The sequence below is a fragment of the Rugosimonospora acidiphila genome (genome assembly GCF_039543385.1).
GTDB lineage: Bacteria > Actinomycetota > Actinomycetes > Mycobacteriales > Micromonosporaceae > Rugosimonospora > Rugosimonospora acidiphila.
The window spans coordinates 1-14,364 of sequence record NZ_BAABJQ010000045.1 but is presented as its reverse complement, the minus strand read 5'-3'; the positions used below and the strand labels follow the sequence as shown (position 1 = coordinate 14,364).

The window sequence follows — 14,364 nt, the reverse complement described above, 5'->3', positions numbered from 1 at the left end:
CCGGCCGTGAGCCCGGCACCATCCCCGACGCAGCGGCGTTATAGGCGCACGTTAAGCAGCGGCGCTCCACGCCGCCGAGCTCCGCGTTGCCGTACGACCTGGCCACTTGCCGGCCCAGCCCGGGCACGGCCACAGCCGTGCCCGGGCTTCCACCACCCGCGGCGGGCGCCGGATCCCTCTAGCGGAAGGCGCGCAACTGGTGGGCTGGCCACGCGCAGACCACCAGTTGCCCAAGCTGCGGGCGGAGCGATCCGATTCGCCACGCGGTGCACGACGCCTACCGACAGATCCACCCGACCGGCAACCGCTAACCGCGCCGCCAGACCGCCCGCACGGCCCGCCCGGTAGCGGTCGTTCGACCGGCCCACCGGCGCGTCACCGGACGCGAGGGCTCTGACCAGGGCCGACATTAGCGCGTGTCCGTGGCCTCGCGCCGAGTAAGCCCTCGGCGAATAAGTCCCACGATCCGGGCAGACGACTTGATTCATCCCCTTGTCGAAGCGTGCATCAGTGCACGCGCTGACTCATCAACCCTGCCGCGGGCAGGAGAAACGGAGGCCATCCCCTCATGACCGGCAAGCCCACGACCACATCTGATAAGCCCGAACTCGCCCCGGGCCCGGAAAAGGTACTCGCCGCGCTGCACCGACTCGGTGAGGCCACCGCGGCCGCGACCGCCACCGAAGCCTGCCTCGGCTACTCCACCACCACTCCTAAACTGCGCGCCCTGGAAACGGCTGGCTTCGCCGAGCCGTTCCGCAGCGAGGACGGCCGCACCCTGTGGCGCCTGACCGACGCCGGCCATACCCAGGCCGAACAACTCACCGACCTAGGGCGGGCCACCGCGCAGCCAGCGGTGACCGACAGCCCCACCGTCGACGCGGCCGATACGAAGGACACGACCGCCGCGGACATCTGCGAGAACACCAGCGACGGCGCCGCACGCGACGATCCTGAACAGCCGCGCTCCACCGATTTTCCGGACACTCCGGTCGACGTGGCCGCGCAGTCCGCCGAGGCGGCGACGTCCCCCACCTCGGCCGAGAACACGCACAGCGCGGCCGACGACGAGCACGAGGACGGCCCCGCAGCGAGCGCCTCACCCGCCGCCGACGAGCCTCAGCCGGTGGCCGGGGACGCGGCCGGGACCATCACCGTGCCGTCCGACAGCCAGGCGGCCGACGCGCCGACTGAAACCCGGCCGGACAACGAACCGGCGGCGACGGCGGACGACCGGCGGGCGCCGGGCACGCTGCGCGGAGCGATCCTCGACATCCTCGAGGCCAACCCCAACCAGTGTTACAAGGTCAGCGAGCTGTGCAAGCTGATCGACAAGGCCAACGAGGCAACCGACGCGAGAAACGCCAGCGCGGGCGCGGTCAACAACGCCGCGATGAAACTCGTCGGACTCGGCCGCGCGGTCCTCGCCATGGAGAAGCCGGTCACGTTCGCCCTCGCCCGCGACGGCGCCTGACCCGCCGCCCCGCTTCCCGGTAGCCCGGGGGGCGCGCGTCGAACTTCCCGGTCCACGCCCGCCCCCCGGTGCTCCTTCCGAACAAGGAGCTGAATGGAAGTGTCCCCCATCTGGTCCTCGATCGTCACCGCCGCCGGTGGACTCCTGACCGGACTCGCCGGCACCAGCGGCCCGCTATGGCATCAGCGTCGGGCACTGGCCCGGGCCCGGCACGCCGCGGAACACGACACCACCACCGGCCTGCCCAATCGGCGGGCACTGACAGCGGCCGTCACCCGCACCGTGCGCCGCGCCACACCGTTCGGGCTGGTCATGCTCGACCTGGACGGCTTCAAGGCCATCAACGACACCTTCGGCCACGAAGCCGGCAACGACCTTCTCGCCGAAGTCGGCACACGGCTGGCCCACCTGGGGCCGCCGGTGGTCATGGCCGCGCGGCTGTCCGGCGACGAGTTCGCCCTCCTGGTCGCCGGCGGATCCGACGAGATCGCCGCCGCCGCCCACGCCGCCTGGCGCGCCGTCAGCCATCCCCCCGTCCGCCTCGGCGAACAGGCGGTGCCGCTGCGCGCCAGCGTCGGGCACACCACCGCCACCCTCGGGATCAGTCCCCGCAACCTCCTGCACCAGGCCGACACGGCCATGTACCAGGCCAAACAAACCGGAGGCGGCGTCCACGGCGCAACAGAACCCGGCCCGGTCACCGACCCACCGCCGGGCACCCGCCGCCGGGACCTGCGCCACCCCCACTAAAGCCGCGCCTTCACCAGTCAACCGGCAGTGGCCTCGCGTCCGCGACCAGACGCGAGGCCACCGCCACGCGCCCACCTGACGTTCTCGACCCACCCACCCACCCCGCCGCGGAGGATCCCGTGCTGTCGTTTCCCACCGTCCATGCCCTGACCGAATGCCTGCTGCAGGCCCAGCACGACACACCGCCCGCCCCTATGGGCGAGCCCGAGCAGCTGGGCACCATCGTCCTGGCCCAAGACCGCCCGATCGGTCCCGTGCGCTGCCACCTGCGGCAGCTGCGCATCCTGCAACTGCCGCTGCTGGGCGACCCCCACCACCACACGCTGCCCGCCCTGCTACACCGATTCGCCGACACTCTCGCCCCCCGTCCGGCCGCGGCGGGCGACCACATCACGAGCAGCGGCCGGACACGGCACGAGGATGCGCCGCTGCATCCCGACGACCTCGCCGCACTACGCCTCGCGCTGTCCGAGCCGCTACCCGGGCTGCGGCTGCTGGCCTGGGCGGTCTGCTACGACGACGTGCTCGCCGACGCCGAGGAACCCACCACGCTGCGCCGCGTCGAGGCCGTCGACATCGACGGCCGGTTCTACCAGCTCAGCCGCCGCGCCACCGAAACCGGGCCGGTCGTGCTCCTCGACGAACACCCCAACCGCGACGACCTGCCCGCCACCTACCCCGCGCTCGCCCGACTGGCCACAACCGGATGGCCAGCGCAGAACTGACCGCCGCCACATAGCCCCGGCCTCAACACGCCGGCGGGCTGGCGCCCGCCGGCTCGGCGGCACGCACACCCCCGGTTCCTGCTTCGGCGACCCGCTGCCGAAGACCGTTCCCCTGACAAGGAGCAGATCGGCAATGACCAGCACCCACACCTACGCCATCGGCGACCGAGTGATCATCGACCCCGCCGTGGCCCGCCCCAGGCATCTGGGCATCGTCTACCGCGTGACCCGGCTGCTGCCGGTCAACGTCATCATCGAACCAGCCGCCGGCGGCCGACCCGTCCGGGTCAATCCCGGGGATCTGCGGCCCGCGCCCGACACCGACAGCACCACCACCACCGTTACCCCGGCGGCGGTGACGATGCCCTATACGCCGCCGTTGCACCAGGGCACCTTGGTCACCGTCTCCGGTGGGGGCTGGAAGCAGCCCCCCGGTGAGCTGTACGTGGTGCTCCGCGACGCGGGCATGGGTCGCGTCTCCTTCGTCAAGCTCGGCGGCGACGACGGACGCCACTGGAGCGGCGTGCCCCGCCGCCTGCTGTCGATCGTCGACCCCACCCGGGTGCACCTCGAGCCTGACCCGACCATCTGACCCGGCCACCTGTCGTCGTGCTGAGCGGGGCGAATCTGACGCCGACCGACCACGACTTGACCTTCGTCAAGAGATAAGCGTCGATCAGTGCTGGTCGCTGTCCGGCCCGCCATCAGGACATGGAGCTCCCAGGCCCTGGCGAGTCGGGCGGCGATCCGTGCCCGCAACCAGTCGACGGAAGGCCAGCAGCCATGACGCACCGACCGCACCACCCCCGCCCGCAGCACCGCACCAGTGACCGGGTACAGCCGCCGGACGACGTCACGGACCGGCTGCTGTGGGCACTCGCGGTCGACGTCGCGGCCGCCCACCGCCCCGGTCCCGACGGGAACTGCGCCAACCTGCAGTGCCGCGGGCAACAAGGCGCCTGTTGGGCACTACGCGCCGCCCTACACGCCGAACAGTGCGCCCGCCGCGCTGCCACCGACGCTCGCCCGGTAGCCGCACCACGGCAGATGCCCGCACCGAGGCCGCGAGGCCGAGCCGGCACCGCGCAGGGACTCGCCACCGTACCGACCGCCCGCGGCCACTTCGCCGGCTGGTTCACGTCCACCGCCACGCCCGCCGCACCGATGGCAGCCGAGCCCAGGCGGTACGCGACACCCGCAGCCGCACCGTCGCGGCGACCACTCGGGGCAACACTCGCCGCCTGACCCGCTCCCCGCCGTGCCCGCCAACCTCCCGAGGAGTGACCATCATGACCACACGAACGCTCACCGGCATCGCCCTCACAGTCGTCGTGGCCGTCCTGCTGTGCACCGGGGTAGCCGGGTCCCTGATGTTCGCAAACAGCGCCGCCACCGCCGCTTGCCCCACCCCGACCGGCACAGCCCTCGCGGACACCCACGGCTCCGCCTCCGACACCAGCACGTGGAACGCCAAGCAGGTCGGCAACGCCGCCACCATCATCACGGTCGGCGGTCGACTGTCCGTGCCGGCGCGCGGCTGGATCATCGCCGTCGCCACCGCCATGCAGGAGTCATCCCTGATCAACAACCCAGGCGGCGACGACGACTCGATCGGCCTGTTCCAGCAGCGGCCCTCCCAGGGCTGGGGGACACCCGACCAACTCCACGACCCCGAATACGCCGCGACCCGGTTCTACCAGAAGCTGTCGGACGTCCCGAACTGGCAGACGATGACGCTGGCCGACGCGGCACAAGCGGTACAAGGCAGCGGGCATCCCGACGCCTACGCGAAGTGGGAGCAGGACGCGACGCTGCTCGTCAACGAGTTGGTGAGCACCAGCGGGCAACCCGCTACTACCTCGGGCTGTCTGTCAGGCGTCGCGGTGCTGGCTCGGGCATCGACATGGCTGACCGCGTGGCACGGCGGACCCGTGCCGTACCTGTCCAGCGGCGACCCCACGACCTGGTTACAGGGGTACCGCCGGGACTGCTCCGGGTACGCGTCCATGGCTCTCGGGCTGGCCGGACCCGGCCTGAACACCGCGGCGTTAGCCGCCCGGTCCACGCCCATCCAGAAGACCGAGCTACGCCCGGGCGACCTACTGATCAACCCAGCGCCCGATCTGGCGGGCCACGTGGTGATCTTCGACCATTGGGCGGACGCCGCCATGACCAGCTACCTGGGGTACGAGCAGTCCGGGGACGGCGGCACCCACCACCGGATCATCCCCTACCCGTACTTCGGGGGTTACCAGATGAGCCCCTACCGCCAGTTGGTGCCGCTGACTTCGCTACCAACGTGACCGTCGTCGACGTTAGCTCAAGAAGGCGCTGACCCGCCGCCGGTCTTGACGGAACGGGTCAACTTGATGGGCGGCCACCCTTACGAGGACTGCCGAAATGCTGAGTGCCGATACGCGACGGCCGTAGCCGTGATGAGTTGCCGCCGGTGATGATCTATGAGTATCTTCGCCCGATGGTAAGCGCGCTGTGGCAGCGAGGTTTCCGGCTGTTGTGGAGCGCGCAGACCGTCAGCGAGTTGGGTTCAGCGGTGACGCTCGTGGCGTTTCCGCTGGTCGCCATCGGCGTGCTGCATGCCTCCAATTTCGAGGTGGGCGTGATCACGGCGTCGTCCAATGCCGCCTGGCTGCTGGTCGGGCTGCCCGCCGGGGTCTGGGTGGACCGCTGGCCTCGACGGCCAGTCATGATCGTGACCGATCTCGGCCGGGCGGTGCTGATGGCCAGCATCCCGCTGGCATGGGGGCTCGGGGTGCTGAGTGTGGCCCAGCTGATCACCGTCGCGCTGCTCGGTGGAGTGCTTACCGTCTTTTTCAACGTTGCCAACACCGCATTTCTGCCAGCCGTAGTAGGGACCGACCGGCTGGCCGACGGTAACAGCGCGCTGCAGGCCAGCTTCGCGGCGGCCGGCATCGCCGGGCCCAGCTTGGGCGGTGGCCTGGTTCAGCTACTCGGCGCGCCGGGCGCGGTGATCGCCGATGCGGCAAGCTTCATGGTCTCCGCGCTGTGCGTGTTGCGCATCCGTACAACCGAGCCACGATCGCCGGTGCCGGCGGACAGCTTGCCCGTCCGTCGCCGGCTGTCCGCTGAGGTCGGCGAGGGTGTCCGGTACGTGCTGGGCAACCCGCTGACCCGTGTGATCGTGTCGGGAGTGACGCTGGCCAACTTCGTGATCGGCGGGTTCGACGCCGTCGTGTTCGTCTTCTTGGCCCGCCAGCTCGGGTTGCGCGCCGCGGTGGTGGGACTGCTGTTCGCGATCGGCGGCGTCGGGGCGCTGGGCGGCTCGATCCTCGCCGGCACACTCGCCCGCCGGTTCGGCGGCGGCCGCCTGCTGTGGATGTCCTCGGCGGTGGAGGCGGCGGGCAGCCTGCTGATCCCGCTGACTACGCCCGGATGGGGCCTGGCTTGGTTCGTTGTAGGCATGCTTGTGTTGAGCGCGGCCGGTGCGGCGTTCAACGTGTACGCGATAACTGCGGTCCAGCGCGATACTCAGGCACGGCTGCTGGGTCGGGTGTTCGCGTCGACGCGCCTGTTCACCCGGGGCGGGATCGCGCTGGGTGGGTTGGTCGGTGGGGCATTGGCTAGCGTCGCGTCGCCACGCACGGCGCTAGCCATCCTGATGGCCTTGACGGTGCTCCCGCCGCTGTGGATGCGATTCTCGCCCGTCGGCCGCTACAACTCGGTCCGGAATGAGCTGTCGGAGGCAGATCACTGAGCGCTGAGGCTGCCGAGGGACTGATGGATGTCGGCAGTGTCCGGTTCTCAATCCGTAGGCGTTTGAAAGCGTGCAGCACGGTGGCGCGGGGCTGGGACGGTGCGGTGAGTGCCGGAGCCGGTCGTTATCTTTGCCTGTCCGACTACGGTGATCGGACTCCGGTGGCGTCAAGATGACCACCGATGCGCCCGGGCCGGCCGAGTTCGTGGCGTTGGTGCCGCCGTCGGTCGCACCGGTCGCCGCGTCCGACCTGACGGTCTCTCTGGTTTTCCTCGGCATCACAGGCACGTGTACTGGGCGCAGCGGCTCGTCGGCTGAACAGATCGACGGGCCAGGTGCGGACTCTCCGAGCTTGGCCAGGAAATACGACGTAATCGGATATGTGCGGCGTACCAGTTCTGCGCATCACAGGTGGCGGAAGACCACACAATTTGGCGAGTCACCCGATATCAGCTCAGTTTCGTTCGAGGAGCACCTCGACGGCCTCGGCCACCGAGTCGACCGTGAAGTCCGGTGCGGGCCCGGTGAACGACCACGACTTGGGCCGGCGTTTGGGCTGCAACCAGATCGTGCGCAGACCGGCGTTATGACCGCCGGCGATGTCGAGGACCAGGTTGTCGCCGATCATCCAGCCGCCGTGCTCGGGGCTGGCTCCGCAGCGCCGGGCGGCGAGCCGAAAAACCTCGGGGTCAGGCTTGCGGACGCCGACCTCATCGGAGATGCACCACGCGTCGACCAGTGCGTCCAGACCGGTGTTTCGGATCTTTCCGAGCTGGTTGTCGGTCATTCCGTTGGTCACGATCCCGAGCCGCCATCCGGCCCGCCGCAGCCGTCTGAGCGCATCGAGGTTCTCGGCCCGGCAGCACGCCAGCTCAGGCATGCGACTGCGGTACTGCTCCCACACCCGCTCAGGCGGCTCGGCGAGGGCGAACGTCTGGCAGACCATGGCAAAGAAGCGGTCCATCGGGCCGGAGTGATGCGCGTCGCCGAGGATCAGGAAGGTGAGCGCCTTGTCATCGAGCCCGCGGGCCGTGACGAACTCCTCGGCCCAGGCGTTGAACGCCGCACGGCGATCGACGAGCGTGTCATCCAGATCGAACAACGCTAGCGGCCGCATGTCGGCACGATAGCTGAGACGCTCTCGCCGAGCCGAACGGCGACTCCGCGTTCCACCACACCTCTGGGCCGGCCATCAGCTGGGACGGCACCGCGCACTGACCCCACCCGCTTCCGAAGCGCTGGTCGGTGAACTGTCCGTCCTGGTCACACCGCAGCACGAAACGCAATCCGGCCGTCTAGTGGTGTGCCGCCGCGGGCGGCACGCCACGGCACGTGTCGAACCTGCCGTCGTCCCCCGTGCCTCGCCCGGACCCGCCGCGCGACGCGGGACCTGTCGGCCCACCCGCATCACCTCGACATCCCCCATGCCCGGTGACCAACGTGACGCTGCCGTTGCCGACGGCCGCTTCGTCGTCCGCTCCATCAACCGCCTCCATCCCATCGACACGCACACGAGAGGACTCAACTGTGCATCCGCCATGCCGTATCGGTACCCGCGACATCACGAACCCGGATCTGCTGCACCTGCGCCGCGTCCACAGCGGCGGCTATCCCGCGAACATGCTGCCCAGCCTGCGCCTGATCTGGGCGACCACCGCCGGTCGCGACACCACCACCCTCATCGAGGTACTGCTGGCCCACGACTGGGAGTACCTCGACTACCAGATCACCGAGGAAGACACCTCACCGTTCGACGGCGAGCATGCCGTGGCGGGTGTGGGCATGACGCTGGCCGTGAGCCCGCCCGGACCCAGTGTGGCCCCGGAGCAGGTGCTCGACCTGCTGCTGAGTCCGGCCGACCAACCACGCGTCGACTGGCTCTACCTGCTCGACGTCACCGCCGAGACCATCGCCATCTATCAGGGCGGGCTGTTCATCGCTACCCACCCCCTGGCACCCGAATCTCCCGCCCGGCAGGCCACCGGGCCGGGCCAACGCCGAAGGGCCCAGCCGCCCATTCCACCGTTCGGCGGGAGGCCAGGCCCTGCCGTGGCTGAGCCCATGGCGCACGACACCCCTGACCGGCGGCGTAGGGCGGGGTGGGAACAGTTGCTGCAGGCCGCGCGCGACGACGGGGCGGCGGCGGGCCGAGCCCTGGCCGAATGGTGGGCACAGGACACCATCGGCGGTCGGGCCACCGGCGACGTCAAAACCGTCGCCCGCAGGATCCTGGCCGGCCTCGACGACGGCGACCCGGCAATTCTGGACGCCCTGCCCCCCGCCACCCCTCCGGCCCAGGATCAGCCCAGCCGGTCGGATGGATCCGGCGGCGACGGGCCGCCGCTGACACCGCGGGAGCGCGACGACCTGAGCGACGCCTACCTCGACAGCGCGCAGCAGGCGATCGGCGACCAGGTCGCGCAACTGTGCCGGATGGTGCTGAGCCCGACCGGTGATCCCCACGACCTGCGCCATCTGCACCCCGACGAGCTGCGCCTAGGCAGCGTGGGCGTGTTTTGCGGCGACTGGACGTGGGAGCCCGGCCAGGACGGTGAGCTGCACGTTCCGGTCGGGTTCGTCGGGACCCTCATCGACACCTGGAACGGGTGGGCGGTGTTCACCTGCACGCGCCAGGTCGCCGAAGCCATCGTCGCCGAGCAGGAACGGCTCCGCCGCGACCGGCGGCAGGACCTCGTCGGGCGCGGCGTGCCCACCGGCGACGCGGACCAGGTCGTGGATGGCGAGTGGGCGATCCTGACCTTTGACGGCGACGTCATCGTCGTGGACGAACGCGGTGTCCACGACGACGAGCAGGCCATCGAGCGGATCGAGCCGGACCAGTCCGGCCAGTACGTGGTGAAGGGCTGGTCCTGGTGCTGGCAGCCGGTGCACCCCTACGACTGCGACCGCGTCGTCGGTGACCTGCCGACCCGGGACCGTCAGCAGCGGTTCGTGCAGCTGACCCACACCCCGGACATGCGGGTGCCGCACGACCGGCTGACGGTCGGGGCGATGCCGCTGGCACCCACCACCGATCCCACCCGCGTCCTCGAGTTGCGGCTGGACGGCCAGCCGGTCGCCACGATCGGCACCAACGGGACCGACCTGTGTCTGGAGGTGTTCGACGACCCGGAGCTGAGCGTCGAGGCCTGGCGCGGGTATGTGGGGGGCTGCCGCTACCGCGGCGCACCCGCCGAGCAGCAGCGGGTATTGCGGGCCCTGGCCGACGAGTACGAGTTCGAGGTGCTGACCGCGGGCGCGTGGGCCGTGGGAGCGGTCCTCCTGAGGCTGCTCGATACCGACGGCATCACGATGCGGACCTACCGGGTCATGCCCCGACCGGCTCACCCGACCGAACACAGCGCGCTCCGCGACCGGCTCGCCTGCCTGCCCGTCCCGGACGGGGCTGAGCAGTGGGTCGTCTGGACCGGGTCCGGGTGGCGGTGGCAGGCCCACCCGCGCCATGAGGGTGGCCAGGCATGACTCGGCCATCCGAAGCCTCGCAACCGCCGGTGCGCACGACGGTGCTTCGGGTGCCGCTGACCCAGATCGTCGACCTGATCAACCGAGGACAGCTGACCCCCGCCGGCGCACCAGGCGGCCCCGGCTGGGCACCGCGACAGCACGCCGACCTGTGGCACAGTGTCGAGTCCGGCTGGCCCATCGGCCTGCTCACCGTCTGGACGCCGTGGCTGGACCGGCCCCGGCGCTGCTACCTGCTCGACGGGCACCGGCGGGCCGCGGCCATCACCCAGGCGAGCAGCCGCGACGGCGTGCCGCTGCTGCGCAACCTGAGCAGCAGCGGACCGGACTACACCAGCCCGAACAGCCCACACGACGACCCGTACCTGCCGACTACCGCGATGCTGCGCACCCGGGACTTTCTGCCCGCGACCCGGCACCTGCCACCGGACCTGCTGCGTCACGCCGAACGCATCGCCCACGCGGTCATGACCGCACCGGTCGACCTTCTCACCATCGAGGGCGGCAGCCCCCACCAAGTCGACACCCTCTGTCGGCGCCTTCTCGGCCCCAGGGTCGCGCTGGCCACGCTCACCGCGCTGTATGACACCGATCGACCCACAGCCACCCGCTGAGCCCAGCGACTACCGGCCGAAGTCGCATCGACGCCGTCAACGCCACCGTCCTCCTTACCGGCGGGTCCGCGGATGTCGGCGTCGTCCACCCCACCCCGACCGGAAATCCAACAACCTTGGAAGAGAGACAACCATCATGTCTGACACCCCCACGGATACCTCGACGACCGGAACGCCGGACCGCGACGGCATCACCTACCCGCACGTCCGTGTGCAACTGACCGGCCAAGACGGGAACGCCTACTTCATCATCGGTCGAGTCGCCGCGGCGATCCGGGCGCAGGTCTCAGCCGAGGCCGCCACCCAGTTCACCCAGCAGGCCCAGGCCTCAGCCTCCTACGATGACCTGCTCTACCTGGTCATGTGCACCGTTGACGTCCACTGACCACTTGATCTACCACCGATTCGATGCGTTCATCGTCATCGCCCACGCCACAAGGCAGCGCGACGCCTCGACGATGACCCCCGCACCACCCGCGTCAGCAGCCAGCTGACGCAGCCCCACACCACATGTCACGGGATGCGGTGGCCACCCTGCCAGGGGCCTTGCCGCCCACCCCGTCTCCGCAGCGCGGACCGTTCACCGCCCGCGCACCCGGAGACGGGTGCGCGGGCGCGACCATGACAGGAGCGATCGAATGACCACAGCCCCCGAGGCGGGCAGCGACGGCGCCGCCTCCCCCACCGACGACCCCGTCACCACGCCGGCAGCCCGCCGCACCGGCCACCTGTACCCGCAGGTCGCCGCTTACCTGGCCAGCCAGCCCGACACGCTACTGAAAGTCGGCGACATCACCCGCGCCATCAGCGCCCCGTCCTCCGGCGCCGTGTTCCAGGCATTGAAACGCATGACCGACGCCGGGTACGCCACCCACCACACCAACCCGCACCGCTTCCAGATCACCCCGGCCGGCATCGACGCCGCCGGCACCCTTCCACCCCCGCCACCCCGCACCGCCAGCCGATCCGGCCCCGGCCGAAGCTCGCACCGCAAGCCGGTGACCCGCCCCAATGGCGACCTGTACTTCCCCCGCCGCCTGGCCGGCGCCACCGACGTGGACGTGCTGCGCCGCCTGCGCGACAAGCACATCCCCGTCCTGCTCTACGGCCCACCCGGCACCGGGAAAACGGCTCTGGTCGAAGCGGCGTTCCCCGATCTGCTCACCGTCGCCGGTACCGGCGACACCATCGTCGAGGACTTCCTCGGCTCCTTTATTCCGCTACCCGACGGCGGCTACGAATTCGTGTACGGCCCCCTCGTCACGGCGATGCGGGAAGGGCGGCCGCTGCTGGTCGACGACGCCACCCTGATCCCACCGAAAGTCCTCGCCGTCCTCTACCCGGCGATGGACGGCCGCCGCGTCATCACCATCCCCGGGTACCGCAACGAACGCGTCGAGGCCGCCGACGGTTTCTACGTGGTGGCCGGCCACAACCCCGGCGTGCACGGCGCGATCCTCACCGAAGCCCTCGCCTCCCGGTTCGAGGTGCACATCGAGGTCACCACCGACTGGGACCTCGCCCGGCACCTCGGCGTACCCGTCGGCGCGGTCAACGCCGCGATCGCCCTGAACAAGGACCTCGCCGACGGAAAGGTCACCTGGGCGCCTCAACTACGGGAACTGCTCGGCTTCGCCCGCGTCCGCAAGACCCTCGGCCTGGCCGCCGCCGTCGCCAACCTCGCCGGCCGCGCCCCGGAAGACGATCGCCCCGAGGTGGTCGCCGCCCTCGCCGCCCAGTTCGGCCCCGACGTCTCGGCCCTGACCCTCGGTAAGCAGCGCTGACCCGACCGTAGAGAAAGGAACGACCATGCCGCATCCGAAGACCCACCTGACCCCCACGGTCAGCGCCACCCCCCTCGACGAGGCGTGGCGGGAGTGGAGCCAGGCCTGGACCCGCCACATCCCCGTGCTGACCGGCCGCACCGACCTGACCGTCACCGTCGCCCCCGGCGCCGCCGGAACAGCCGACGCCTGCTTCTACCCCCACCAGCGCCGCATCGAAGTGGACGCCGTGCACATCGGCAACCCCGGCGTGGCCAACCCCCGCCGCGCCGGCCACAAAAAGCTGGTACCCACCGCCTACGGACTGCTCGTCCACGAAGCCTCCCACGCCGCCCACAGCCACTGGGACGTGCCCGCCGGCACCCCACCCGTGGTTGCCGACGTCGCCTTGCTGCTGGAAGAGTCCCGCGCCGAAGGACGGCAACGGGCACGCCGACGTGGCGACCGCCGCTGGCTGCGCCACACCGTCACCACCCTGCTCGACCCCGGCGACGCCCCCGTCGACGACGCCTGGCACGCCGGGCAACTCGCGGGACTCCTGCTCGCCCGCGTCGACGCCCGCATCATCACCAGCACACAAGTCCGCACGGTCCGAGCCGCGGTGGCCACCGTGCTCGGCCGCAACCGCCTTTCCTACCTGCGCCGCCTATGGAAAGAGGCACACGCCGTCGCGGACACCGACGCCGACACCATGATCCGCATCGCCGTCGACTGGTGCCACGTCCTGGGCGTCGACCCCGGCCTGCGCCCGAACCCTCCCGAGCCCGACCCGACCGCGTTCCCCGGCCGGCTCGCGGCGGCGATCACCGGCTACCTCGCCGCCAGCGCCGGCCTCACTACCACGCAGTACCTCGAGCGGCGCCTCGCCGCGCGCCACGCCGCCCCCGCGACCTGGACCACGCGTGATCCCGCCCCTGACGAACAGCGCGCCGCGCGGCTGCTGGCCGCCCGCCTACGCCGGGCCCGTACCGACCCCACCGAACCAGCAACCCGCCCCGCCACGGCGCCACCCGGGCGGCTGCGGGTACGGCACGCGATTACCGCTGACGCGCAGGCCGCCGCGGGCATGGTGCCCACCGCCGCACCCTGGCAGCGTCGCACCATCCAACCGCCGCACAAGCCGACCCTGCGCCTCGCCGTCCTGGTTGACGTCTCCGGATCCATGGGCGACTATGCCGCGCCGATGTCCTCGGCCGGATGGATCCTCGCCCACGCGGCCCGCCGCGCCGACGCGGCCACCACCACGATCGCGTTCGGCGACACCGTCACCCTGCTCATCCCACCCCACCAACACCCCACCCAGGTCCTGGAGATGGAAGCTAACGACGGTACTGAGGAATTCGTCGGAGCCGTTCAGCTCGCTGATCAGCTCCTCGACCTGCGGCGCCCCGGCGCGGTGCGGATGCTGGCCGTCGTCTCCGACGGCCACTTCTTCGAGCAGTACGAGGCCGCGCAGAAGGTGATCAGCGCGATGCACGGCGCGGGGTGCGCTGTGCTGTGGTTACACCCTGGACAGCAGAGCAGCCACATCTTCGACGACACCATTGCCATCACCGTCGAGAACCCGATCGGCGCTATTGGCCATATCGCCGATGCCGCGATCACCGCACTAGTACGGCAGCCGCCAATCGCTAGCTGACCAGGGCGTAGTCCCGGTTCAGCCGTGCGCGTTGGGGGACTGTCTTGCTAACGGTGTTTCCGGCCTGACCCGCCAGGCGTTGTGCCTGGTGAGGAGGGCGCTGTGATGACCGCGACACTGAACGATGTGACACCGAGGAAGGCCAGGGCTGGGCAGTCGGCG

Annotated in this window: 12 protein-coding genes; 11 read left to right on the top strand and 1 reads right to left on the bottom strand. The window is 70.6% G+C overall.

Annotation, left to right across the window (positions count from 1 at the left end):
- Positions 1-568: 568 nt before the first annotated feature.
- The 6 genes from ABEA87_RS39400 (at position 569) to ABEA87_RS39375 (ending at position 6,682) form a co-directional block, all read left to right on the top strand.
- A complete protein-coding gene (locus tag ABEA87_RS39400) occupies positions 569-1,474 on the top strand; it encodes a MarR family transcriptional regulator (RefSeq protein ID WP_345638635.1) in 906 nt (301 codons plus the stop codon).
- Positions 1,475-1,567: 93 nt separating this feature from the next.
- The gene (locus ABEA87_RS39395; protein ID WP_345638633.1) at positions 1,568-2,224 is read left to right on the top strand and encodes a GGDEF domain-containing protein; all 657 of its coding nucleotides are present in this window, start codon (positions 1,568-1,570) and stop codon (positions 2,222-2,224) included.
- Positions 2,225-2,343: 119 nt separating this feature from the next.
- Positions 2,344-2,949: a hypothetical protein gene (locus tag ABEA87_RS39390; protein ID WP_345638631.1), complete on the top strand. Its 606-nt coding sequence runs from the start codon at positions 2,344-2,346 to the stop codon at positions 2,947-2,949.
- 133 nt (positions 2,950-3,082) lie between these two features.
- On the top strand, positions 3,083-3,541 hold the full coding sequence (locus tag ABEA87_RS39385) for a hypothetical protein (protein ID WP_345638629.1): 459 nt from the start codon (positions 3,083-3,085) through the stop codon (positions 3,539-3,541).
- Between the two features lie 697 nt (positions 3,542-4,238).
- Positions 4,239-5,252, top strand: a complete 1,014-nt coding sequence (locus ABEA87_RS39380) for an NlpC/P60 family protein (protein ID WP_345638627.1) — start codon at positions 4,239-4,241, stop codon at positions 5,250-5,252.
- A 173-nt stretch (positions 5,253-5,425) separates the two neighbouring features.
- Complete coding sequence (locus tag ABEA87_RS39375) at positions 5,426-6,682, top strand: MFS transporter (protein WP_345638625.1); 1,257 nt, start codon at positions 5,426-5,428, stop codon at positions 6,680-6,682.
- A gap of 454 nt (positions 6,683-7,136) precedes the next feature.
- On the opposite strand, the gene ABEA87_RS39370 is transcribed toward ABEA87_RS39375, so the two are convergent.
- Entirely contained in the window at positions 7,137-7,799 is a 663-nt protein-coding gene (locus ABEA87_RS39370) for an HAD family hydrolase (protein ID WP_345638623.1), read from the bottom strand.
- 410 nt (positions 7,800-8,209) lie between these two features.
- Here ABEA87_RS39370 and ABEA87_RS39365 point away from each other — a divergent pair, with 410 nt between their 5' ends.
- The 5 genes from ABEA87_RS39365 to ABEA87_RS39345 all read left to right on the top strand — a co-directional run bounded on the left by ABEA87_RS39365 (position 8,210) and on the right by ABEA87_RS39345 (position 14,202).
- Positions 8,210-10,165, top strand: coding sequence for a hypothetical protein (locus tag ABEA87_RS39365; RefSeq protein ID WP_345638621.1), 1,956 nt, complete (start codon positions 8,210-8,212; stop codon positions 10,163-10,165).
- On the top strand, positions 10,162-10,779 hold the full coding sequence (locus ABEA87_RS39360; protein WP_345638619.1) for a hypothetical protein: 618 nt from the start codon (positions 10,162-10,164) through the stop codon (positions 10,777-10,779). The genes ABEA87_RS39365 and ABEA87_RS39360 overlap by 4 nt, the downstream gene beginning before the upstream one ends.
- Before the next feature lie 136 nt (positions 10,780-10,915).
- Complete coding sequence (locus ABEA87_RS39355; RefSeq protein ID WP_345638617.1) at positions 10,916-11,164, top strand: hypothetical protein; 249 nt, start codon at positions 10,916-10,918, stop codon at positions 11,162-11,164.
- A gap of 253 nt (positions 11,165-11,417) precedes the next feature.
- A complete protein-coding gene (locus tag ABEA87_RS39350) occupies positions 11,418-12,563 on the top strand; it encodes an AAA family ATPase (RefSeq protein WP_345638615.1) in 1,146 nt (381 codons plus the stop codon).
- 25 nt (positions 12,564-12,588) lie between these two features.
- Positions 12,589-14,202 carry a vWA domain-containing protein gene (locus ABEA87_RS39345; protein ID WP_345638613.1) on the top strand — a complete coding sequence of 538 codons (1,614 nt, stop codon included), beginning with the start codon at positions 12,589-12,591 and terminating at the stop codon, positions 14,200-14,202.
- Positions 14,203-14,364 lie beyond the last annotated feature (162 nt).

What these genes read in the sequence shown, in the direction of transcription:
- ABEA87_RS39400 (WP_345638635.1), top strand. Translation starts at nt 569, where the DNA reads ATGACCGGCAAGCCCACGACCACATCTGATAAGCCCGAACTCGCCCCG.
- ABEA87_RS39395 (WP_345638633.1), top strand. Translation starts at nt 1,568, where the DNA reads ATGGAAGTGTCCCCCATCTGGTCCTCGATCGTCACCGCCGCCGGTGGA.
- ABEA87_RS39385 (WP_345638629.1), top strand. Translation starts at nt 3,083, where the DNA reads ATGACCAGCACCCACACCTACGCCATCGGCGACCGAGTGATCATCGAC.
- ABEA87_RS39380 (WP_345638627.1), top strand. Translation starts at nt 4,239, where the DNA reads ATGACCACACGAACGCTCACCGGCATCGCCCTCACAGTCGTCGTGGCC.
- ABEA87_RS39375 (WP_345638625.1), top strand. Translation starts at nt 5,426, where the DNA reads ATGGTAAGCGCGCTGTGGCAGCGAGGTTTCCGGCTGTTGTGGAGCGCG.
- ABEA87_RS39370 (WP_345638623.1), bottom strand. Translation starts at nt 7,799, where the DNA reads ATGCGGCCGCTAGCGTTGTTCGATCTGGATGACACGCTCGTCGATCGC.
- ABEA87_RS39360 (WP_345638619.1), top strand. Translation starts at nt 10,162, where the DNA reads ATGACTCGGCCATCCGAAGCCTCGCAACCGCCGGTGCGCACGACGGTG.
- ABEA87_RS39355 (WP_345638617.1), top strand. Translation starts at nt 10,916, where the DNA reads ATGTCTGACACCCCCACGGATACCTCGACGACCGGAACGCCGGACCGC.
- ABEA87_RS39350 (WP_345638615.1), top strand. Translation starts at nt 11,418, where the DNA reads ATGACCACAGCCCCCGAGGCGGGCAGCGACGGCGCCGCCTCCCCCACC.
- ABEA87_RS39345 (WP_345638613.1), top strand. Translation starts at nt 12,589, where the DNA reads ATGCCGCATCCGAAGACCCACCTGACCCCCACGGTCAGCGCCACCCCC.